Here is a 22,047-nt window from a genome sequence, read left to right as displayed (position 1 = left end):
GCCCGAATGCCTCCCCCAGAAGAGGGTCTCAACCGCGTTGACCGCCAAAAGGGCAGGTGGGAGGTCGCTGTCGCGAGTGCGGGAGGCGGCGTGACATACTGGGCGGGTGGCATCTGAAGATAAACCAAAGATTTTTGAGGACGCGCGCGATATCACCCTGACGGTGGGCGTCATCCTCATCATGATGTTCCTGGCGGTTGGCGCAACGGGACTGTGCTCGATCAACCCGGAAAAGCCGGGGCCCGTGCAGAACGTGGATGCCGCTACGTTTCTGGAAATGGAGGCGCGCGGCAGCGGGGCCGTCATCAGGGAGCCCGTCATGCCGGAGGGCTGGCAGCCTACGGCTGCACGGCGCAAGGAGATGGGCGGCGAATCCGGTGCCGTGGTGAGCTGGCTTACCGCCGAGGAGGGCTACGTGGAATCGGCGCAGACGCAGTTGGCGCTTGGCGATGTCCCCTCGGCCTACGACTCCAACTATCGTGGCAACTCCGAGCGGCGTGAGGTGGCGGGCCACGACGTGGAAATCCTGAGCAGTGACGATAAAGATGTGCGTCCACTGTGGATTACTGACTTGGGTGATGCCCGCCTCGTTCTTACGGGCTCTGCCTCCGACGCTGATTATGAGACGGCCCTCACCGCCTTCGCGGAAGCTGAGCCGCTCCAAATTGCTGAGGATGGCAGCGTCGTCAGCGAGTAAATAGTTAGCGGAACGTCACGCTTTGAAGCGTTTCATCCCACTCCACCTCGACGGCATCGCCGGCGGCACTGGTGAGAGACTCCGGGTCGAGCCCACTCAGGCGCGTCTTGCCCAGGTAGACATCGACCTTTTCGTGTTGGGACTTGCCGGGGAAGAGGGTAATTTCGATGAGCTTATCAGCGCTAAAACGCAGGACGATGGAGCCGGAGAAATAGCTGATTTCCTCTCCGCTCACGGTGTGCGGCGGGCCGAAAAACTCCTCGACGAGCTGGCGTGAATCTCCAAAGACCATGGATCCCGCTCCGCCCGACTTGGAGACGAAATCGACGCGATCCCCCGGGTAGCCGTAAATCTTCATTTAATCCTCTCCTGCTTCTGCATTGGCGGTTGCGCTATCGGCGCCCTCGGTATTCTTGCGGAGGGCTTCCTCTACGCGCTTCGATGCGCCGTCGAGGTGCGCCTCGCAAGCTTTTGCTAGGGCCTCGCCGCGCTCCCAGTATTTAAGAGACTCGTCCAAGCCCATCTGGCCCAGTTCGAGGATCTTTACGGTCTCAATGAGTTCATCGCGGGCTTGTTCATAGCTCAGTTCTTCTACCGGTGGGAACGCGTCCTGGCCGGGTTGGCCGGCACCAATTGTGTCAGTCATGGGGTCAATTCCTTTTCTCTTGTGCTCTAATGAATCGTTTTAATCTGCGGCCTGGGAGGCCATTGCGGCGGCGGTAATTGAACCATCGCCAACGCGGATGCGCAGCTGCGATCCCGGGGGAGACTGCGCATAGCTCGTGACAACCTCTGGTCCGCTACCGTCGCGAGGCAGCACCTGAACGATGGCGTAGCCCCGTTCAAGTGTGGCCGAGGGGCCCAAGGCTGAGACGCGAGCACGCAACGAGGCTACCTGGTTACCTTCGCGATCCAACTGGTGCGTAACTACCCGGCGAATCAGCGCGAGGTTGCGCTCAAGCTCCTCGCGGCGCGCGTTGATTGGCACCATGGGATCGGCGAGGACCGGGCGGGAGCGGATGCTCTCGAGGCCGCGGCGTTCCCTGTCCACCCAGCCGCGCAGCGCTGCCGCTATGCGCGAGCGGGCTTCAGAGATCAGCGCATACTCTTCGGCGGCGGAAGGAACAACGCGCTTGGCCGCATCGGTGGGCGTGGCGGCGCGCAGATCGGCGATATCATCCAGCACCGGGTGGTCCGGTTCGTGTCCGATGGCGGAGACAACCGGGGTGCGGGCGTCTGCCACAGCGCGCTGGAGCGCCTCCTCGGAGAAGGGAAGCAGATCTTCCACCGAACCACCGCCGCGGGCGATGATGATGACATCGACTTCCGGGTTCGCGTCGAGAGTCCGGAGCGCGTCAATCACCTGGGTAACGGCAGTGGCTCCCTGGACAGCAGTGTTAATGACTTCGAACTGAACCGCTGGCCAACGATCCTGCGCCACGGAGAGCACATCGCGCTCGGCATGGGACCCGCGGCCGGTAATGAGGCCAATCTTCTTCGGTAGATAGGGAAGCGGCAGCTTACGGGAAGCGTCGCACAGACCCTCCTGACGCAGCCGCTGGCGCAGCATCTCTACCCGAGCAAGAAGGTCACCAATACCGACGTGACGGATCTCCGTGACCCACAGGGAAAAACTTCCGCGTCCGGCGTAGAAGGCGGGCTTGCCGTAGACCACGACGCGGTCGCCATCCTTGAGCGGTGAGGGGGCGTTGCGGATGAGCGAGGTGTTGCATGTCAGCTGAACAGATTTTTCCTGTTCGACATCACGCAACGTGATGTAGGAGAGCTTCCATGTTGGCTTCATGTTCAGCTGGGTGATCTGCCCCTCCACCCAGAGGAAGCCGAGGCGCTCGATCCAGCCTTTGACTTGGTCATTGACCTTGCCGACGGGCCACGGCGTTTCCGCGGAATTGGCCGGTTGGTTCACGCGCAGTCCTTTCTCTTGAGTGGTCTAGTCTCTCGGGTATGTTCCGTCCAGTGTAAGAGGCGTGCCGGACATCTGGTGCTACCGGTCGAGCCTGGCAAGCTGTAACTACAGTATGCGCGCGACTTTCGATACTCTGGGAGCCATGACTGAAACTGCAAAGAAGGTGCTCCTGGCGGCTCCCCGCGGCTATTGCGCCGGCGTGGACCGTGCTGTTGAGACAGTGGAAAAGGCGTTGGAGAAATACGGCGCCCCTATCTACGTGCGCAAGCAAATCGTGCACAACCGCTTCGTTGTTGAATCCCTGGCTAAGCGTGGTGTCATCTTTGTGGAGGAGGCTTCCGAAGCCCCTGAAGGCGCTCACCTTGTATTTTCTGCACACGGCATTGCGCCGACGGTGCGCAAGGAAGCGGAGGAACGCAAGCAGTTAACGCTGGACGCAACGTGCCCGCTGGTGACCAAGGTGCACAAGGAAGCACAGCGCTTTGAGCGCGATGGCTATCACATCTTGCTCGTCGGCCACGAGGGCCACGAAGAGGTCGAAGGCACCGCCGGTGAGGCCCCAGAGGTTACCCACTTGGTGGATGGCTTGGACGGCGTCGACAAGCTGCCGGATTTCCTCCACGATGAGAAACTCATCTGGTTGTCGCAAACCACGTTGTCGGTTGATGAAACCATTCAGATCGTCAATAAGCTGCGTGAGCGCTTTCCACACCTGGAGAATCCGCCATCAGATGATATCTGCTACGCTACTCAGAACCGTCAGGAATCGGTGAAGGCCATTGCCCCGAAGTGTGATCTCATGATCGTCGTCGGGTCCCAGAATTCCTCCAACTCAAAGCGTCTCGTCGAGGTCGCCCTAGAAGCAGGCTCTAAGGCCTCGCACCTCGTAGACTTCGCTTCGGAGATCGAAGAAGCTTGGCTGGAGGGCGTGAACACCGTCGGTGTGACGTGTGGCGCATCCGTGCCTGAACTGCTGGTCCGTGAGGTACTGGAATTCCTGGACGAGCGTGGCTACCACGACGTTGAGCAGGTGACGACCTCCACGGAGACCATCACATTCTCCTTGCCGCGCGATCTGCGTCCGGCACGCACCGCGCGTTAATCCTCGTCGTAGAGATTCTCTTCCAGCGGCTGGGAGGACCGCTGGGAGCGCTCCCGTGCGCGCCGCGCATTCTCTGCCGATTCAGCGGCGGCACGGCGGAATTCCTCCCGCTCATCTGCGTCGGGGGAGGCTTGTTTGCGCTGTTCGCGCTCCTCGGCCTGAATACGGCGGCGTTCTTCGCGGTCGCGCTCCCGGACTCGGCCGGAGCCTGTGGCTTCACGAGCAAGGAGCTCGGCTACGGAAAGACGCTCGGAGCGGTTTCGAAGGTCGGAAGCTGCGTCGGTGCGGCGCTTTTCCTGGGCTTCAGCCTCACGGCTCTTCGCTCGATTGTCGCTGCGCCACAGTCGCAGGACTGCGAGTAGTGCGCAGGCAATAACTGTGACAATGAGTACGGGGAAGTGCTGCAGCAGCGGGAATGCCGTGGTGAGAAGCGCGGTCTTAGAAAACGGCGACGCGCCTTCTGGCAAGGCTGACGTGGAACTGATGAAGCCACCGCCCACGGTTCCCAGCGCGTAGAGCAGGGGCAATGAAATTACCAGCATGTAGAGCCCGCGGGTTTCAACCAGCCAGGTGACGGCGAGCGATCCCAGTCCAAAAATCAGGGCGAACGGCAGACCCACGCTGCCAAGCACTCCTGAGACCGTCAAAGCCACGAGCGCTACGACGAGCCCGAGGAGAAGCGCTCGGGTAAGCGGCATCCCGCGGCGGGGAGGGCGGCGACGATTTTTGGCAACTGACACGCCCAGAGAGCTTACCGGGAATGTTGGCCAAACCGTTATTCATTCTGGGCGCGCCGCGGCCAAGAACCGACACGGCGCGGCTCCACGGGCAGACGGTCGACGCGGGCGGGGACGTCCAATTCTTTGAGCCGCCGTGCAGTGACCGAAACGCGCGAATCCAAACTAGCCAGGCTTGCGTTATAGGCCTCGACCGTGCGCTCCAGCCCGCGGCCCACTTTGTCGTAGTGCTCATTAAGAGTGTTGAGCCGGGTGTACAGCTCGCGGCCCAGACGCTGGACCTCGCGGGCTTTATCCGAGATCTCTTCGTGCTGCCAGCTCACCGCAACGGTACGCAAGAGCGCGAAAAGGGTGCTCGGGGTAGCGATGACGATGTTGCGCTCGAAGGCGAACTCGAGCAATTCAGCGTCGATAGACAAGGCCGCGTCCACGAAGGTGTCAGCGGGGACAAAGAGGATCACAAATTGTGGCGTGGGGGAGAAGGCCTCGATATAGTCCTTCGACGCCAGTGCCTGCACGTGGGAACGCATGAGGTGCGCATGGCGGCGTAGGAATCCAGCCCGCTCCTCCGGGTCTTCGGTCTCCATCGCATCGAGGTAGGCGCTGAGCGGTACCTTGGCGTCCACGATAATGCTGCGCCCGCCGGCCAAGTGAATGACCAGATCGGGGCGGACGAGCGAGCCATTGATGCGGGCGTTCACCTGAGAATCAAAATCCACGTGCTTGCGCATACCGCCGAGCTCGACGACGCGCTCGAGCTGCACCTCGCCCCAGCGTCCCCGAACATTCGGGGAACGCAGTGCGCCGACCAGCTTGTCCGCGCGATCAGACAGGCGTGTCGACGTGCGGGTCACCGCTTGTACTTGGCTGCTGAGTGCTGCGAGCGATGTCGCCCGATCCTCCTCGATTTCTTGGAGCTGGAGGCCCAAACGGTCCATGGCCTTCTCTAGAGGGGCGAGTTCTGCTTGGCGGCGTTGAGACTCTTGAAGTGCACGGTGTTCCTCTGATGGCTGGGCGGACTGTGCGGAATAGGCGCGGGCCAGCCAGCCCAGAGCAGCCCCGATGATGAGGCCGAGGAACAAGAGCACTACGGGAAGGGAAGACGTCATGCCTGTCATCATGGCACGCGCCCCGGACATGGAGGCTTAGCTCTTGTCTTTTGATTGCAAAATCTGTTCGAGAGCGCCAATCGCTCGCTTGATTCCCGCGCGGGCACCGCTATCTCGTTCGCTGAAGTCTGCGTCAACGTCGACATCGATCTTTTGGTCCAACGGGCTTGTGCCGTCGTGGGCTACATCTTCCGCAGCGCCTTCGGGTGCGGCGTGGTCCGGGATGGACAGCCATTGTTCGCGCTTCCGGTCGCCCTGCTGCTGTGTGTAGCGCCCGATGAGGAAGCCGGCGACCGTTGAGAATTCCAAGTCTTCGGCGGTCCTTTCGCCGGACTGGAGCATCATCATGTCTTGGAAGTAGCGGTAGACCACCGCGATGGTCGCCGCCGCCGGAACGGCGAGGAAGCCGCCGACGAGGCCGAAGAGCGCGGAACCTACAGTCACAGAGATCAACACGATGACCGGGTGCAGGTTCATGGCCTTCGATTGCAGCCACGGGGAGAGCACGTTGCCCTCAAGCTGCTGAACTAAAAGGACCAAGCCAAGAACGAGCAGTGCTTTGGTAAAGCCCAAGGAGACCAGCGCGATGGTCACGGATAGCGCACCAGCCACAATCGCGCCCACGAAGGGGATAAAGCCGGCGATGAAGGTGATGATGGCCAGCGCCATGGCCAAAGGCACCCCGATGAGGGCGAGGCCGAGGCCGATAAAGATGGCGTCGACAAGCGAGACCACCGCCTGCGCCCGGACGAAACCGCCTAGCGTGGTCCACACACGGGTGAGCAACTCGGTGAGGTGCCAGCCGGTCCGGCGGCCCGTGGCCTGGCGCAACCAGGGGAGGAAGTTGTGGCCATCTTTAAGGAAGAAGAAGGTCAGCACCACGATGATGAAGAGCGTGACCACGATGGAGGTCGCCGTGCCAATTCCTGTGAACACGGAACCCGCAATTGAGCCGGCCTGGCGCTGCAGCCACAGGGCGATCTCATCGATGTATTGGCCGATCTCATCCGGATCGAGGTTGAGCGGTGGACCCTGTGCCCATAGCTGCAGGCGCTGAATGCCTTCCGCAGTTTGCAGGTACAGCGTTTGGGATTGCCGTGCAAAGTCCGGAGCAATGAACATGAAAAGCGAGCCCACCGCAGTAAAAGACACGAGGATGGTCACTGCCGCAGCCAGGGCCGACGGCAACCCCTTGCGCCGCATGGCGCTCGCAACAGGGGCAAGCACGGTGCAGATGATGAGCGCAATGAGAACCGGCAAAATGCCACGCCAGAAGTTGCCCAGCATGCGGAACGAGGCATAGAGGAATAGCCCAATAATGGTCAGGCGCAGTGCCCACAGCGATGCGGACTTGATGACCTCGCCGACCACCACGGAGCGATCCACTTGGTTGCCTGGCGGGTGCGGCGAGACTGCGTTCAGTGAAGCAGCATCGACGGAGTCATCGAAACGCCCGCCGAGCGCTGCCTCAGCGGCGGCGAACTCAGAGGAAGAGGCGTTGGGGGATGGCTGATCAGAACTCACCCCACCATCTTGCCTTAAAAGATCCGGGGTGCGTTAGGATTGGCCCCGTGAGTCTTACACTTGGAATCGTCGGCCTGCCCAATGTGGGCAAGTCCACTTTGTTTAATGCCCTGACCCGTTCCGACATCTTGGCGGCGAATTACCCGTTTGCCACCATCGAGCCCAATGTCGGACTAGTGGAGCTTCCCGATTCCCGCCTGAACCGCCTCGCGGAAATCTTCAGCTCCGAACGTATCCTTCCGGCCACCGTGTCCTTCGTGGATATCGCCGGGATTGTGGAAGGCGCTTCCAAGGGTGAAGGCATGGGTAACGCCTTCCTCGCCAATATTCGTGAAGCTGATGCCATTTGCCAGGTAGTGCGTGCCTTCGCTGATGAGAACGTCATCCACGTCGACGGCGAGGTCAACCCGGCACACGATATTTCGGTCATCAACACCGAGCTCATCCTCGCGGACCTCCAGACCATCGAGAAGGCCCTGCCGCGCTTGGAAAAGGAAGCGCGCAAGAACAAGGATCTGGCAGAAACCGTTGAAGAGACCAAGAAGACCCAGGCCATCTTGGAGGATGACCGCACCCTCTTCGCTGCTTCCAAGAGCAACGAGATCGACCTGTCTCTCCTGCGCGAGCTGCACCTCATGACCGCGAAGCCCTTCCTCTATGTCTTCAACTCGGACGAGGCTGTCCTCACCGATGAGGCCAAGAAGGAGGAGCTGCGCCAGCTCGTAGCCCCGGCGGAGTGCGTCTTCCTCGATGCCCAGACTGAAACCGAGCTCCTTGAGCTCGACGAGGCAGAGGCTCTGGAATTGCTGGAGTCTGTCGGCCAGGAAGAGCCAGGCTTGGCGACGTTGGCCAAGGCCGGCTTCGCCACCCTCGGCCTGCAGACCTACCTGACCGCTGGCCCGAAGGAAGCCCGCGCATGGACCATCAGGCAGGGGTCCGCGGCACCGCAGGCCGCGGGTGTCATTCACACCGACTTCGAGAAGAAGTTCATCAAGGCAGAAATCGTCTCCTTCGACGACCTTGATGCTGCTGGCTCCATGGCGGAAGCCCGTAACGCCGGCAAGGTGCGCCAGGAGGGTAAGGAATACATCATGCAGGATGGCGACGTCTGCGATTTCAAGATCGGCGGCTAGCTCGTGCGCTCATAGCGCGTAGGCTGTGGGCATGAGTATCGCCCACATCCTAGACCGAGCAGCACATGCCACGCAGTGGCAAGAAGCCCTGTACAAGGACCTTCACCAGCATCCTGAGCTCAGCATGGAGGAGGAGCGCACCCGCGGCGTCATCGCGGGCAAGCTCCGGGAGTTTCCAGGGGTTGAAGTGCTTGAACTCGGCGGGGGAGTCGTCGGCATCCTCCGCAACGGTGAGGGTTCGACCGTTTTAGAACGCGCTGACTTCGACGGCCTGCCCGTCACTGAAGACACTGGCTTGGACTACTCGGCCACGGGCGAGGTTATGCACGCCTGTGGCCACGACACCCACGTGACCGCCTTGCTTGGTGCCACGGAAGCGATGGCGAAGGCCACTGACGCGTGGTCCGGTACTTTCATCGCGCTCTTTCAACCGGGCGAGGAAACCGCGGAGGGTGCACAATCCATGGTGGACGCGGGACTTACCGGCAAAGTCCCCACGCCTGACGTGGCCTTTGGCCAGCACATCTTTATTGATAAAAACGCCCCGGCCGGCACCGTACTGATTGCGCCCGGCCCGGTCTTGTCGACAGCGACCTCACTCACGGTCACCGTTTATGGCCACGGTTCCCATGGTTCGATGCCACACCTCAGCGTCGATCCAGTCGTCTTGGCCAGCTCCATAGTGTTGCGGCTGCAGACCGTCGTGTCCCGCGAAGTCGATCCTCACCAGTTCGCCGTACTGACCGTCGGCGCGCTGCAAGCGGGGTCGAAGGCCAATATCATCCCGGATTCGGCCACCCTGCGCATCAATGTCCGCGCCTATAGCGAGGAGATTCGAGAGCAAATCGTTGAGGCCATCCACCGGATCGTCAACGCCGAGTGCCAGGCAGCGATATCCCCACGTGAGCCGGAGATCACCGAAAGCGATAATTACCCGCTCACTGTCAACGATGAGGAAGTCACGAACAAGGTGCGCGCGCAGCTTGTCGACGTCCTCGGAAGCGACAACGTCCTCGACATGGAACCGTGGACCGCATCGGAGGATTTCTCGAGGATCCCCGATGCCTTTGGTACTCCGTATTGCTTCTGGGGTTTTGGCGGGCGTACTGATGGCGCGTCCATTCCTAACCACAACCCGCGTTTTGCTCCGGAGTTGCAGCCGACGCTCAGCACCGCGACGCAGGCGCTCATCGCCGCGGCCTACGCCTACCTGGGAAATTAATCTTCCATCGCCGATTGGAGCACGGAGAGCACCGTGCGCCGTGCCGCGGAATCATCGAGGTGGGAATCCACCAGCGTCACGAGTGCTTCAAGCACCAGCAGAAAAGCAACGCGCGAGGCATCCTGCAGCTCTGCACGAAATGTCCCATCCGGGGAGGGGATGACCAGCGTGTAGGAGGCGAGCTCCGCCAAGGGCGAGGAGGTAAACGAGGTCAGCGCGATGAGCTTCGCGCCCGCCTCGAAGGCTGCGGTCGCGGCTTTGAGCGTGAGCGTGGTCGACCCTGAACCGGAAACGACGAGGCACACGCACTCTGCGTCTAGTTGCGTCGCCGCGATGTGCTGGCCCATGGCCTCCGCCACGAACTCGGCTGGGCGCCCGATGCTTGTGAGGCGCAGCGCCATGGTCTGCGCCAAGGGAGCAGAGAGGCCATTGCCCACGAGGAGAACACGCTTGGCCTGCGCTACTGCCTCTACTGTCGCGGCTAGCTCATCCTCGTTGAGCAGGGAAGTAAGCCCATGCAGGTAGTTGCTGAAGGAGGCAATCTCGGTACTCATGCGGCCGACGTGGGTGGAATCGGCACCCGCCGGCGGGGTGGGGCGCTGCGCAATCTCCTGCGTGAGCGCCACACGCAACTGCTGGTACCCGTCGTAGCCCAGCGCTTTCGCGGTGCGGATGACGGAGGTACGGGACGTGCCTACCTTGGCCGCCAGCTGGTCCGCAGTGGCGTGCAGGACGAAGTCCATGTCTTCGAGGATTGCCTGGGCCACGCGTTGTTCGATGGGCTGCAGGCTCGGCATGCGCGTGGTGATGTGCGCGGAGAGTGGGGCGGAATCAGTCATAGGGGTATCTATCAGGTGAATTTGGCGGCCACGATGCGGCGGCGGATAGCGCCGGAGATGGCGTCGATGGACATGGTGATGACGATGACCACGATGAGCAGGACGCCGACGACGTCCCACTGGCGGTACTGCGTATAGCCGGTGAGCATGTCACCGATGCCTCCCACGCCGATGAGGCCGAGGACCGCGGAGGTACGCACGTTGATCTCAAAACGGTAGAGCGCGAGCGAAGCCAGCTCCGGTTGGACAATGGGCCAGGTTCCCCAGCGCACCATTTCTGCCAGGCTGCCGCCGGCTGCCTTGACCGCGTCGGCCGGGCCAGTCGGTGCGGTTTCAATGGCCTCATAGGTCCACTTCGCGTGCGTGCCGATGCCGCCGATGGCCAGAGCTAGCGCGCCCGTAAACGGGGTTAACCCGGTGACGGTGAGGATAATGATGGCGATGATGATCTCCGGTACCGCGCGGATGATGGCAAACAGCGCGCGCAGTGGTAGGCATACCCACCCCGGGGAGACCGTATTGGCAGCTAGGACACCGAGGATGGTGGAGAGGAACACGCCGAGCAGCGCACCGATCCAGGCCATCGCCACGGAGCGCCAGGTCTGCAGGAGGGCCTCACCCAGCTTGGACCAGTCCGGGTTGGAGAACATGAGCACGAGGTAGTGCCAGATGTTCGAGGGCAAATCTTTAAGAGCCGTCAGATCAACGCGAATGTAGCCAAAGGACAGCGCCAAGATCATAAGGATTCCGGCCCACGCAGCGAAGACTCCCCAGCTGCGGGAGCGGGAGGGAAGTACATGTGCAGTGCTCATCGCAGCCTCTTTCGCAGGTTGACGGACACGATCTCCAGGGCGATGACCACGACGAGCAGCTCGAGCACGATGGCGGAGAGTGCGTCATAGCGGTAGAAGCCGCGGACTTCGTCGATCAGCAGGCCAATGCCACCAGCGCCCACGAGGCCGAGGACCGCGGAGATGCGGACGTTGAGCTCGAGGGAGTAGATCACCTGGCTGGCAAAGACCGGCCAGGTCTGCGGCAGGGCAGTAACCCGGTTGATCTGGGTTTGCGTGCCGCCGGCGGCGCGGCCGGCCTCCATATAAGAATCATCTGCGGAGTCGATGGCTTCGGAGACGAGCTTGACCACGATGCCGACGTCGAAGAGCACCAGCGTGATGATGCCGGGCAGGGCACCGACGCCGAGCATGGCCACGAGGATGGTGGCGTAGACCAAGTCGGGCACCGCGCGGACAACGTTGACGATGCCGCGCACTAGCGAGCGCCACGGTGTCGATGGGTTGGTGGGCCGCGCCGCCCACAGGGATAGGGGCAGAGCGATGACCGCGGAGATGGCGGCACCGACGACGGCCATGGCGAGGGTTTCAAGCATCGGCTCCCACGTGCGCGGGAGGATGGACCAGTCGGGGCTGAACATCAGGGCCAAGCGGTCGGCGCCGTTGCGCCAGTTGCGAGCGATCTGCCCAAAGTCGATCTCGATTCCGCCCCAGGCGGGGACGCAGGTGGCGATGGTGAGCGCGAGAAAAGCAGCCAGCCCGCCAAGGATGCCGGGCCAGTTGCGCTGCCGTGGGGGAAGTACCGCCGTCATGCCCGGCTCTCCTGACTTCCCAGCTGGTCTTCCTCGCGGATGCGGCGGCCGTAGATGGCTTCGAAATCCTCCACGGTGGAGCCCGCGGCGGGCCCATCGAAAACTATCTTGCCGTGGCGAATGCCGATGATGCGCGAGGCGTAGTCTTGCGCCAGATCCACCAGGTGCAAGTTCACCAGGGTGGTCAGGTCCCGCTCGGTATTGATGCGGCGTAGATCCTTCATCACGGAGTGGGCAGTGGGCGGGTCTAGGGAGGCGACGGGTTCATCGGCCAGCATGATCGCCGGCTTCTGGGACAGGGCGCGGGCGATGGCCACGCGCTGCTTCTGGCCGCCCGACAAGGCGCCGGCCTTATTCCACGCCTTGTCGAGGATCCCTACGGAGTCGAGGGCTTCGGCGATGATTGCTTTGTCCTCGGCGGTAGAGATTCCCAACAGGGTGCGCCAGCTGGGATTGTGAGAAAAGCGCCCGACGAGGACATTGGAGAAGACGCTCGCGCGGTCCGCCAGGTTGAACTCCTGGAAGATCATGCCGATGCGGCCGCGCAGCTTCCGCAGCTGCGCTCCCTTCGCCGCAGAAATCTCGTGGTCGCCGACGAAAATCTTGCCGGATGTCGGTTGCACGAGGCCGTTGATGCTGCGGATGAACGTGGATTTGCCAGAGCCGGACAGGCCGACGATGGCGACGAATTCGCCGGGAGCGATGTCCACGGAGACATCGTCAAGCGCCAGCGTTCCGTTGGGGTAGCGCACCGAGACATTCTCGAAGCGGATTCCCCACGCTTTCTCCTCCATCATGGGTGAAGCCTTTCTGAGTAGGGGCGTCAGGCTACTGGGCGAAGCGCTCGTTGACCTTGCGCGCCATATCGATGGATTCCTGCTTGGCGGGAACCCAGTCGGTGATGTCGAAGATGGCGGACATGGTGTCCGGGTCAACCTCGGAGAAGCCGTCCATGAGGTCGGTGATCTGGCCGCGCAGATCCTCCGGCACCTCATCAGAAATCACGACGCCACCGTTGGGGTACATGTCGGTGTAGCCGAAGACCACGAGCTTCTCGGCCAGATCTGGGGCCTCCGATGCGTCGATGGTGGAGCGCGCATCCCAGAAGCTGAAGCCCACCTCGGCATCGCCGTTGTAGACCGCCATGATGGAGGCATCGTTGGAGGTCACTGGCACCTTCTTGAGGCTGTCGACGTCGATGCCCTGGGATTCCATGGCCATGACCGGCAGCTGGTATCCGGCGGGGGAGGTAGCACCCAGCATGGCGACGGTGGTCTCCCCATCGATCTTCTTGAGCGCCTCGAGGCCCTTCGGACCCTGGCCCTTGTTCTCCTCCGGGGTGGCGGTGCCGTTGCAGTACAGGTAGTCGGCACCGCTGGCAGCATAGGTGGAGGCCACCGGCTCGTCCTCGCAGTACTTGTCGGGGTTGTTGGTGACGAACTGGCCGGCGTAGGAATCCGCGCCGAAGCGCTCGTCCTGCAGCACGGCGTGAGCGCCGTACATGTCTTCGGCGGAGGCCAGCTGCGCGGCGGAGGCGATGGCGATATCTGCTTGGCCGGAGCCGATGGCCTCGACGGCGGCCTGGTAGTCCTTGGTCACGACCCCCTCGACCTCGATGCCGAGCTCCTCAGAGAGGTAGTCAGTCAGCGGCTTTGCGGTGGTGACGAGATCGTTGACCTTCTCGTTCGGGATGAGTGCGAGGGTGAGCTTGTCGGGGGAGTTCGAGCCATCGGTTGAGGAGGAGTCAGAGGAGCAGGCGGTCAAGGAGAGCGACAGTGCAAGGGCGGAGGCAGCGAGGGCGGAGAAACGGCGCATGAGAATGTCTTTCTGTGTCGAGGGGTGGAGTGCTAGAAGGCGGAAGATAGTTCAGAAAAGATGTCGGTGACGCGCTGAGCGCGCCACGTGGGGTTGGCGTCTGCGGGGGTGGCGAACGGTGTTTCCAATAGAACGGTGCGCCCGCCACGGGCAGCCACGGGAGCGAGATCGAAATCCCAGATATCGCCGAAAGCGATGATGGGGCTATCGGGGAAATCAGATTCGAGGATTCGAGTCAAGCCGTCGGGCTTGCCCACCCTCGTGTAGATGGCGTCGAAGGAGTTGCTCAGCCCCAAAACCTTAAGCGCCTCTGCGAGGCCAGTTTCGGGGGAGTTGGTGGCGAGAACCACGCGGCCGGGATACGAGCCTAGAAACTCGGCGAGGCCTTCGGGCGCTGTGATTCCGGTGTCCGCAAGGTTTAGTCGGGAGGCCATGTAGGCCTGTTGGCAGGAGTCCTCCGGGGCATCGCAATCCGTGGCGAGGCTGCGGACGAGGTCGTAGCCGTCGCGATAGTGCACTAGGGAGGCGTCGTTCGTTGAGAGCATATGCTCGGCGGTGTGGGGGATGGAGTGGTTTCCGGTTGCCTCCCCGATGTGGCGAGCATAGGCCAGCACGGGCCCGTGGCCCAGGCTAACGGTGCCATCGAAATCGAAGAGGAGAACTGGGGGAGATATGTCTTTGGACATGAAGTACAAACTAACGACGGTTTATGTACTTTACGACCACACGCGGTAAACAATGCGTGAACAGTACGTACACACTTGCCTTTGGTACCCTGACTCACGGTAAATAGAAATTTTCCTCAGCGAGGGACATATAGAAAGACGCACATGTCTCTTCCAACCGAGCAACTGCTGCTCGAACGCTTCATGAAGCTCTCCATCGCCACCGCAGTGGCCACGATCGCGCTCAAAGTCGTCGCTGCTGCGGCGACGGGATCGGTGGGCTTTCTTTCCGACGCCCTCGAATCCGGCGTGAACCTCGTAGCCGCCGTCGTGGGGTTTGTGGCTATCAAAATTGCGGCGAAGCCGGCAGATGCAAACCACCAGTTCGGCCACGGCAAGGCCGAGTATGTTTCCGCGTTGGTAGAGGGCGCGATGATTTTCGTGGCCGCCGCGATGATCATCTACACGGCCATCCGCCGATTTCTGGCTCCGCAGCCGCTGGAGCAACCTGGGCTCGGCCTCTTACTGTCACTCATCGCCTCCTTGCTGAACTTGGGCGTGGGCCTCCTGCTCGTGCGCGCAGGCAAGCAACACCGCTCAGCTACCTTGCAGGCGGACGGAAAGCACTTGCTTACCGACGTCTGGACGTCCGTCGGCGTCCTCCTCGGCATTGGTGCGGTCGCACTGACTGGCTGGCTGTGGTTGGATCCCGTCATTGCGCTGGCAGTGGGCATTAACATCTTGTGGACTGGGTATAAGCTGCTCAAGGAATCCTTGAGCTCCCTGTTGTCGGAGTCCCTGCCCAAAGAGGAACACGCCAAGTTGGATGCTTTGCTCAATGAGCTGGAGGGCCGTCACGATGTTTCCTTCACCTCACGCCGCACGGTCGCGGCAGGGCGCCAGCGCCTTGTTTACCTCACCATGGATGTTCCCGGCGAGTGGACGGTGCTGCACTCGCACACAATCGCCGACCGCATCGAAGACGCCATCGATGAGCTTTTTCCCGGCGCCGAGGTCTTCATTCACGTCGAGCCCGAAGGAACGGTTCATCGCCGCATCCTACGGATGCCGTAAGCTGGCTACACCGCGCCCGCCTTCCATGACCCACGGCCAACTGAGGCCATTTCGAGTGAGGACGTTTGCTCGGATCTCATCGGGCACGATCCAATCCTTGTTGGCATAGCCCAGCAGGTATTCGTCGAAGGCGGGGAGTTCGAGCCGGATTTTTAAGGCACCGTCGATTTCGCTCGCGGTGACATCCTCCTGCCAGCCCGCCATCCACAGTGTCTGCCCGTCATGGCTAACGGTCGTGGCCTCCGTGCTCGCAAGAGCCTTGGCAGCCTGGGATTTGCTGAGCTTGGACCATGTTTGGAGGTCGGCTACGGATACGGGGCCGTGGCCTTCGACATAGCGCTGGGCTAGCTCTGAGAGTGGCTTCTCTGGCTTGCGCTGGACGCTAGGCAGCGCGTCGACATGGAGGAAGGTCTCTTGGTTGCCAGCTTTTGGGCCCTGTACCAAGTCACCGGCACCGCCGAATGCGCGGAGTAGGTGGGAGCCCCTGCCTTCTGTGGGGTTCACTCCAGCCTCAGCGAAAATCTCGTAGACTTCCGTGCGAGTGAGAGGCTCGGTGGCTGCGCCATGTAGTGCTTCCGAAGCTGCTGCCACCATGTCTTCGCTGAGCCCCAAGCTCGGTCGCCGAGATTTCTGGCTGGAGGCCACGCGCGGATAGAGCAAGCGGGACATCCAGCGGACGTCGGCGGCCGGCATGAAGTGCAGCGTGCCGCGCTGTGGCCAACAGCGCACCACGCGATAGTGTCCAACTTCACCGAGCACCTCTTGATCAGTGCAGCCGGCGCGAAGGGCAAGTGCTGTGATGCCGGCATCGTAGGTCTGACCCTGCAGAGCGAGGAGATGCTCAGCGACGTCCAGCGCCGAGGCGAGCTGTGATCTCGCGGCCGATGGGGCGAGACCTTGAGCAATGAGCCGGCGTGCTAGAAGTTCGTCGCGGTTAAGTTCCTTCATGGCTGTCTACATTAGAGCCGGAAGGTCTTCATCAGCTGCATGCCCGTCGATACCAGCTGGCGGAAGCGCTCCGGTGAGACGTACTCCGACGGCGCAAGTGGGTGCAGGCGCTGCTCGGCCACGGTGCGCTCGTTGGCCCACAGGCGCATGCCGGTAATGCCGTGGCGGTGGTTCAGGCCAGATTCCTTGACGCCTCCACCTGGCGCGGCGATAGAACCGTAGGCGGCGGCGAAGCCTTCGTTGATGTTGACCATGCCGGCCTCTAGCTGGGAGGCAACCTTCCACGCGCGGCGGGAGTTTCCGGACCACACTGAGGCAGAAAGACCGTAGGTGGTGTCATTGGCGCGCTGGATGGCTTCGGCATCGGAGCTCACCGGGTATACCGCCAACACTGGGCCGAAAGTCTCGGTGGCATAGAGATCCATCTCTGGGGTCACGCCGGTGAGCACGGTGGGCTCATAGAAGAAGGGCCCAAGATCCGGCCGAGCCTTTCCGCCATAAACCACGGTGGCGCCCTTGGAAACGGCGTCCTCGACGTGGGCGACCACGGCATCGAGCTGGCGCTGCGAGGTCAGTGAGCCGATGGTGGCAGCATCGGAGAATGCCGCCCCGAGCACTTGCTGGTCCAGAGCGTTCTTGAGTTCTGCGAGGAACTCCTCAAAGACGCTCTCGTGGACATAGGCGCGCTCGGCGGACATGCACAGCTGCCCGGAGGAGGAGAAGGCGGTGCGTACCGCACCTTGGGCGGTGGGTTTAAGGGGGGCGTCGTCAAGCACGAGCATCGGGTTCTTGCCGCCCAACTCCAACATGGTGGGGATGAGGCGCCCCGCGGCCCGGGTGGCAATCGACTTGCCAGCCTGGGTGGAACCGGTAAAGGAGAGGCCATCCACCAGCGGAACCAGGGCGTCACCCACCTCGGCACCCCGGCCGGGAACCAGCTGCCAGGCGGCCTCCGGAAGGCCCGCCTCAATGGCGAGGCGCCGAAGCAGAATTGCCGTCAACGTGGTCTGGGAGTCCGGCTTGTGCACCACGGCATTGCCGGCGGAGAGCGCTGCCAGAACATCGCCCACACCCAGGGACAGTGGGTAGTTCCACGGGGAGATGAGCCCCACCACGCCCAGCGGGTAATGCTGCGTGCGTGTCTTGGTCAGTACGGGAAGCGCGCCGGGGTGGCGGTCGTTTCCGAAAGCTTTGCAGATGTTGACGGCATAGAAGCGCGCGCAGTTATACAAATCCATCAGCTCGTCATAAGCATGGGAGCGGGATTTGCCATTCTCGGTCTGGATGAGGTCGAGGATGAGCTCCTCGTTCTCGTGGACGAGGTCGTGCAGGCGCAGCAGGATGGCGGCGCGGTCGCCTTGGCCAACGCCGGCGCGCGCATAGGTGACTGCCTTCTCGACGTCCCCGGCGGTGGCGACGGGGAAGCTAAAGAGCTCGTCACCGCTAAACGGCGCGTGGGCCTGGTGCTGCTCACCCGTGCCGCAGACATCGCGGGCGGGGTCCGTATCCAAGAAATTGTGCACTCGCTGGGGCAGGCGTGTCTGAGTGAAGGTTTTCATGCGGTCTATTGTCCCAAAAATATGGGACGCCGCTATGAGTTTTTCGAGATTTGTCTCACAAACTAAACTAGTTGTGGTTAGGATGACGCTATGCCAATCCTCGCGACCACTCCACAGGCCCAGGTGCGTTCGGCCGTTGAGCCGCTCGTCAGGTCTGGTGAAAGCCCAGCGCCCGTCGGCGTTATCGACCTCGATGCATTCGACTACAACGCTGTACAGATGCCGACCCGCTCCGGGGGACTGCCCATCCGCGTGGCCTCGAAGTCAATACGCAGCGTGGCGGCACTACGCCGTGCCCTCGAGCATGAGGGCTACCGAGGCATCCTCGCGTATTCCGTTCCGGAGGCGCTGCATCTGGTCGGGGAGGGTTTCCGCGACATCGTGGTGGCCTACCCGAGTGTTAATCGGAAGGCCCTGCGTGAGCTCGCCGCAGATGACACGGCGCGCGAGTCCATCACCGTCATGGTGGATAGCGTGGAGCTGTTGAGCCTGCTCGAGGGTTCTGTACGCGTGGCCATCGATATTGACTGCACGCTCCACTTGCCGGGCGCGGTCATCGGCCCGCGGCGCTCGCCCGTGCGCACTCCGGAACAGGTCTCAGCGCTGGCGCGTGAAGTCGTTCGGCGCGGGCACAGGCTTGTGGGGCTCATGGCTTATGAAGGGCAGGTGGCGTCCGTAGCGGATGGCCTGCCGGGGCCGGTGGGAGCGGTCAAGCGTTGGTTGCGTTCAAAGTCCATGGCGGACCTCGCCCCGCGGCGCCGAGCCTGCGTGGCGGCCGCGCGGGAGGTAGCGGACATCGAATTCGTCAACGGCGGTGGCACGGGCAGCCTCCAAGAATCCGCGGCCGAGGGAACCTTGACCGAGCTGGCCGCAGGCTCTGGTTTCTATACGCCAGCGATCTTCGATGATTTCACTGGCATTAACCACAAGGCGGCCGCGTTCTTCGTCTGCCAAGTATCCCGTGTGCCCGCGCCGGGCTGGGCCACGGTCAACTCCGGCGGCTGGATCGCCTCGGGCCCTCCCGCGAAGGATCGCGTTCCGGTTCCGGTGTGGCCAGCAGGGCTGAGCTACTCCAGCACGGAGGGCGCCGGTGAGGTGCAGACCCCGCTGCGCGGGGCTGACTTAGAAGTCGAGGACCTGGTGTGGTTCCGCCACGCCAAAGCCGGCGAAATGACAGAAAACGTCGACCGCCTCCTCGCCGTCGGGCACGACGGCGTTGATGTATGGGACACCTATAGAGGACAAGGATGGACACTCCGATGACAACCACATTTAGCAATTGGGCAGGATCGGTCACCACGAAACCGCAGGAGTTTGTACAGCCCTCCCGCATAGACGAGATCCCCGGAATCATTAGCCGCGCCCGCAGCGTGCGTGCGGTGGGTGCCGGCCACTCTTTCACGCCTATCGCGGCGGGGGAGGAGACGATGCTCAACCTCGACCACGTGAGTGGGCTGGTGAGCGTCGATAAGCAGCGCAAGCGCGTTCGTTTCCTCGCGGGCACCCGCCTGCGGGACGTGCCTAAACTGCTGCGCCCATTCGGGCTTGCCCTGGCCAATCAGGGAGATGTGGACCCGCAGTCGCTAGCGGGTGCGATTTCGACCTCGACCCACGGCACCGGCATCAATTACACGGGCTTTGCAGGCACGGTCACGGGGCTGACGCTTATCGACGCCGACGGCAACGTCCGCACCTATTCCATCGACGAGGATCCAGAACTACTTCGCCTCGTGGTGGTCAGCGTGGGCGCGCTCGGCGTGGTCGTCGAAGTCGAAATGCAGTGTGTGGATGCCTTCGACCTGCTGGCAGAGGAGTCCGGCATTGCCTTCGATGAGTTGATGGACAACTGGGAGGAGCTCTCCCGCAGCGTCGACCACTTCGAGTCCTATTGGTTCCCGCATACCGACCGCGCGATGGTCAAGGCCAACACGCGCCTCGAACCGAATGGGGAGCGCCGCTCACGGCTCAAAGCACTTATCGACGACGAGCTCATTGGCAACGGCGCCTTTGCCGCCGCCTTGGCGTTGGGGCGCCTGATTCCGGGAACGATTCCGACCCTTAATAAGTTCGCCACCTCGGTGATTTCCAATAACCGTTACCGCGCCGCCGCCCATGACGTGTTTGTCAGCCCGCGCCGGGTGCGCTTCCACGAGATGGAGTACGCGGTGCCGCTTGCCGACGGCCCCGCCACCGTCCGCGAAATCCGTCGCTTCATCGACGAGCAGGATTGGCGCATCGGATTTCCGATGGAGCTGCGCACGACGGCCGCGGATGACGTTGCTCTCTCGACGGCATCGGGCCGTGAGTCGATGTACATTGCATTCCACATTCCGCGTGCGTTGAATCCGCAGGACTACATGCCGAAGCTGGAACCCATTTTCCGCGCGGCCGGTGGCCGTCCGCACTGGGGTAAGATGAATTCCTTGTCCCGAAAGGACTTTGCTCAACTTTATACAAGATTTGATGAGTTCTGCGAGCTGCGTGAAAAGATGGATCCGGAGTGGAAGTTTGGTTCATCCTACCTGCGGAAACTGTTCGGGTAGGGGCGTCGTCAAGCGCAGTGCAACCCGGGGATTGGATTCGAAAGTATCTCTGATCTTTGGTAGCGTGTGGAAGTCTTAATTCCATAACGCTATCGAAGAAGGTGTCTCAAACGTCCTCTGAATCCCAGTCCCTCATTACGCCGACATTCGTGTTTGCGTGGTTGGTAAATTTCGCCCAGTTCACGGTCTTCTATCTGCTTGTGACCATCATGGCGCTCTATGCCGTGGAGCAGTTTCAGGCTTCGGATACGGCGGGCGGGTTTGCGTCCAGTGCCTTTGTGGTGGGGGCGACAATTGCTCGTCTCTTCTCCGGTTACATCGTTGACGCGGCTGGGCGAAAACGCTCGTTGGTGGCCTCGCTTATTGTGGTGGCTGTAGCCATGGCGCTGTACATGCCAGCGCACTCGTTGCCGATGCTTTTTGCCGTCCGTATTTTGCACGGCTTCGGTTATGCGGTGGCCTCGACTGCTGTGATGGCAGTGGCGCAATCGGTGATTCCGGACCACCGTCGTGCCGAGGGGACCGGCTACTTCGCCTTGGGGACGACCCTAGCCACTGCCTTTGGTCCAGCGGCTGGTTTGGCGATTGTCCACCAAGCTGGCTATAACACCGTGTTTATGGTGGCGCTGACGCTTACGGTAGTGGCCTTGGGGTTGGGACTCGTCGTCAAGGCACCGGCGCAGGAGCGTCGAAGCGTCTCCTTTTCCTTGGGAAATATCGTGCACCCAGCGGTGGCGCCTTTTGGCGTCTTTATCCTTTTGGTTGGCGTCGCGTACACGGGCATCATTACGTTTCTTAACGGCTACTCCTCCCATGCAGGCTTGGAGAAGGGCGCTAGCTACTTCTTCCTGGCCTATGCGGTGGTGAGCCTCATTCTGCGCTTTGTGCTGGGCAAGCTGCAAGATCGTCGCGGTGACAACATCATCATCTATTCCTCGCTCGTCTTCTTTATTGCTGGCTTGGTAGTCCTTGCTCTGGCTGCAGCTGATTGGCAGATCATTGCTGCGGGTGCCTTGGTGGGCTTTGGTTACGGCTCAATTCTTCCGGCGGGCCAGGCTATCGCCGTGCGCCTGGTGCCGATGCACGAAATGGGTGCGGGGATCTCGACCTTCTTCTTGCTGCTAGACCTAGGTATTGGCTTTGGTCCGATTCTGCTGGGGCAGATCATCTCCGCGGCGGGTTACTCCGTCATGTACTGGATGTTGGCTGCCTTGATGCTGGTGGCCTCGGTGGTCTACTTCTTCGTTCACGGGCGCAAGGACATCGCGCGCGGTGATGTGCGGTACGAATAAATTACTCACTGGCGTCGCGCTTTCCGACGCCCAGTAGATCCCCATGCCCCACGTGCTACCAACAACGCGCGTGGGGCATTATTCGTTTTGTGCCAGTCACCGCTACTGATTAAGGATCGAACGGCCTAGCTAACCCGTGGTGGCTACCCCCGTTTGTAGTAACGACTTGACGTGAATTTACTACTGGCTATAGCCATGTGCGGTGAGGGTTGGTAGAAACATGAGTTAGAACATTTCTTCTAACTCATGTTTCTCGGG

General features: G+C 61.7%; 22 protein-coding genes. 8 read left to right on the top strand and 14 right to left on the bottom strand.

Annotated features, from left to right (window positions below):
• The first annotated feature begins 106 nt into the window (after nt 1-106).
• Nucleotides 107-697: a DUF4245 domain-containing protein gene (locus HMPREF2912_RS08410; RefSeq protein WP_070530527.1), complete on the top strand. Its 591-nt coding sequence runs from the start codon at nt 107-109 to the stop codon at nt 695-697.
• 4 nt (nt 698-701) lie between these two features.
• Here the strand turns inward: HMPREF2912_RS08410 and HMPREF2912_RS08405 are convergent, their stop codons facing one another.
• From HMPREF2912_RS08405 to xseA, 3 genes are read right to left on the bottom strand one after another with little or no spacing between them, the layout of a single operon-like run.
• On the bottom strand, nt 702-1,055 hold the full coding sequence (locus HMPREF2912_RS08405; protein WP_070597580.1) for a hypothetical protein: 354 nt from the start codon (nt 1,053-1,055) through the stop codon (nt 702-704).
• Complete coding sequence (locus tag HMPREF2912_RS08400; protein ID WP_070597582.1) at nt 1,056-1,343, bottom strand: exodeoxyribonuclease VII small subunit; 288 nt, start codon at nt 1,341-1,343, stop codon at nt 1,056-1,058.
• A 39-nt stretch (nt 1,344-1,382) separates the two neighbouring features.
• The gene (gene xseA, locus HMPREF2912_RS08395; protein WP_070597584.1) at nt 1,383-2,624 is read right to left on the bottom strand and encodes an exodeoxyribonuclease VII large subunit; all 1,242 of its coding nucleotides are present in this window, start codon (nt 2,622-2,624) and stop codon (nt 1,383-1,385) included.
• Nucleotides 2,625-2,766: 142 nt separating this feature from the next.
• On the opposite strand from xseA, the gene HMPREF2912_RS08390 reads away from it, so the two are divergent.
• Nucleotides 2,767-3,726, top strand: a complete 960-nt coding sequence (locus tag HMPREF2912_RS08390) for a 4-hydroxy-3-methylbut-2-enyl diphosphate reductase (protein WP_180952102.1) — start codon at nt 2,767-2,769, stop codon at nt 3,724-3,726.
• On the opposite strand, the gene HMPREF2912_RS08385 is transcribed toward HMPREF2912_RS08390, so the two are convergent.
• The 3 genes from HMPREF2912_RS08385 to HMPREF2912_RS08375 are packed head-to-tail and all read right to left on the bottom strand — an operon-like array spanning nt 3,723 to nt 7,096.
• Nucleotides 3,723-4,466 (bottom strand): DUF6542 domain-containing protein, encoded by a 744-nt coding sequence (locus HMPREF2912_RS08385; RefSeq protein ID WP_246816501.1) that lies wholly within the window; start codon nt 4,464-4,466, stop codon nt 3,723-3,725. The two genes, HMPREF2912_RS08390 and HMPREF2912_RS08385, sit on opposite strands and share 4 nt — an antisense overlap.
• 35 nt (nt 4,467-4,501) lie before the next feature.
• The gene (locus HMPREF2912_RS08380) at nt 4,502-5,572 is read right to left on the bottom strand and encodes a DNA recombination protein RmuC (protein ID WP_070597615.1); all 1,071 of its coding nucleotides are present in this window, start codon (nt 5,570-5,572) and stop codon (nt 4,502-4,504) included.
• A 36-nt stretch (nt 5,573-5,608) separates the two neighbouring features.
• Nucleotides 5,609-7,096: an AI-2E family transporter gene (locus HMPREF2912_RS08375; RefSeq protein ID WP_070597588.1), complete on the bottom strand. Its 1,488-nt coding sequence runs from the start codon at nt 7,094-7,096 to the stop codon at nt 5,609-5,611.
• A 47-nt stretch (nt 7,097-7,143) separates the two neighbouring features.
• Between HMPREF2912_RS08375 and ychF the strand changes: the two genes are divergently transcribed.
• On the top strand, nt 7,144-8,229 hold the full coding sequence (ychF, locus tag HMPREF2912_RS08370; protein ID WP_070597590.1) for a redox-regulated ATPase YchF: 1,086 nt from the start codon (nt 7,144-7,146) through the stop codon (nt 8,227-8,229).
• A gap of 31 nt (nt 8,230-8,260) precedes the next feature.
• A complete protein-coding gene (locus HMPREF2912_RS08365) occupies nt 8,261-9,451 on the top strand; it encodes an amidohydrolase (protein ID WP_070530515.1) in 1,191 nt (396 codons plus the stop codon).
• Here the strand turns inward: HMPREF2912_RS08365 and HMPREF2912_RS08360 are convergent.
• From HMPREF2912_RS08360 to HMPREF2912_RS08335, 6 genes are read right to left on the bottom strand one after another with little or no spacing between them, the layout of a single operon-like run.
• On the bottom strand, nt 9,448-10,290 hold the full coding sequence (locus HMPREF2912_RS08360; protein WP_070530512.1) for a MurR/RpiR family transcriptional regulator: 843 nt from the start codon (nt 10,288-10,290) through the stop codon (nt 9,448-9,450). The two genes, HMPREF2912_RS08365 and HMPREF2912_RS08360, sit on opposite strands and share 4 nt — an antisense overlap.
• Before the next feature lie 11 nt (nt 10,291-10,301).
• Nucleotides 10,302-11,102, bottom strand: coding sequence for a phosphonate ABC transporter, permease protein PhnE (gene phnE / locus HMPREF2912_RS08355; protein ID WP_070530510.1), 801 nt, complete (start codon nt 11,100-11,102; stop codon nt 10,302-10,304).
• A complete protein-coding gene (gene phnE / locus HMPREF2912_RS08350; RefSeq protein WP_046649249.1) occupies nt 11,099-11,893 on the bottom strand; it encodes a phosphonate ABC transporter, permease protein PhnE in 795 nt (264 codons plus the stop codon). The genes phnE (HMPREF2912_RS08355) and phnE (HMPREF2912_RS08350) overlap by 4 nt, the downstream gene beginning before the upstream one ends.
• Nucleotides 11,890-12,690, bottom strand: a complete 801-nt coding sequence (gene phnC / locus HMPREF2912_RS08345; protein WP_070597593.1) for a phosphonate ABC transporter ATP-binding protein — start codon at nt 12,688-12,690, stop codon at nt 11,890-11,892. The genes phnE (HMPREF2912_RS08350) and phnC overlap by 4 nt, the downstream gene beginning before the upstream one ends.
• 31 nt (nt 12,691-12,721) lie before the next feature.
• Nucleotides 12,722-13,708, bottom strand: coding sequence for a phosphate/phosphite/phosphonate ABC transporter substrate-binding protein (locus HMPREF2912_RS08340; RefSeq protein WP_070597595.1), 987 nt, complete (start codon nt 13,706-13,708; stop codon nt 12,722-12,724).
• 32 nt (nt 13,709-13,740) lie between these two features.
• Entirely contained in the window at nt 13,741-14,394 is a 654-nt protein-coding gene (locus HMPREF2912_RS08335) for an HAD family hydrolase (RefSeq protein WP_070683823.1), read from the bottom strand.
• 144 nt (nt 14,395-14,538) lie between these two features.
• Here HMPREF2912_RS08335 and HMPREF2912_RS08330 point away from each other — a divergent pair, with 144 nt between their 5' ends.
• Nucleotides 14,539-15,447, top strand: a complete 909-nt coding sequence (locus tag HMPREF2912_RS08330) for a cation diffusion facilitator family transporter (protein WP_070597598.1) — start codon at nt 14,539-14,541, stop codon at nt 15,445-15,447.
• Here HMPREF2912_RS08330 and HMPREF2912_RS08325 read toward each other — a convergent pair.
• Nucleotides 15,433-16,395 (bottom strand): winged helix DNA-binding domain-containing protein, encoded by a 963-nt coding sequence (locus HMPREF2912_RS08325; protein ID WP_070597600.1) that lies wholly within the window; start codon nt 16,393-16,395, stop codon nt 15,433-15,435. The genes HMPREF2912_RS08330 and HMPREF2912_RS08325 overlap by 15 nt on opposite strands.
• An 11-nt stretch (nt 16,396-16,406) precedes the next feature.
• Nucleotides 16,407-17,954, bottom strand: coding sequence for a succinic semialdehyde dehydrogenase (locus HMPREF2912_RS08320; protein WP_070597602.1), 1,548 nt, complete (start codon nt 17,952-17,954; stop codon nt 16,407-16,409).
• Nucleotides 17,955-18,044: 90 nt separating this feature from the next.
• Between HMPREF2912_RS08320 and HMPREF2912_RS08315 the strand changes: the two genes are divergently transcribed.
• The 3 genes from HMPREF2912_RS08315 (at nt 18,045) to HMPREF2912_RS08305 (ending at nt 21,789) form a co-directional block, all read left to right on the top strand.
• The gene (locus HMPREF2912_RS08315) at nt 18,045-19,217 is read left to right on the top strand and encodes an alanine racemase (RefSeq protein ID WP_070597604.1); all 1,173 of its coding nucleotides are present in this window, start codon (nt 18,045-18,047) and stop codon (nt 19,215-19,217) included.
• A complete protein-coding gene (locus tag HMPREF2912_RS08310; RefSeq protein WP_070597605.1) occupies nt 19,214-20,497 on the top strand; it encodes a D-arabinono-1,4-lactone oxidase in 1,284 nt (427 codons plus the stop codon). The genes HMPREF2912_RS08315 and HMPREF2912_RS08310 overlap by 4 nt, the downstream gene beginning before the upstream one ends.
• Nucleotides 20,498-20,598: 101 nt before the next feature.
• Nucleotides 20,599-21,789, top strand: coding sequence for an MFS transporter (locus tag HMPREF2912_RS08305; protein WP_070530499.1), 1,191 nt, complete (start codon nt 20,599-20,601; stop codon nt 21,787-21,789).
• Nucleotides 21,790-22,047 lie beyond the last annotated feature (258 nt).

The sequence above is a fragment of the Corynebacterium sp. HMSC056E09 genome, from assembly GCF_001813425.1.
In the GTDB taxonomy this organism is placed as follows: domain Bacteria; phylum Actinomycetota; class Actinomycetes; order Mycobacteriales; family Mycobacteriaceae; genus Corynebacterium; species Corynebacterium hesseae.
This window is presented reverse-complemented; position numbering and strand designations above follow the sequence as displayed.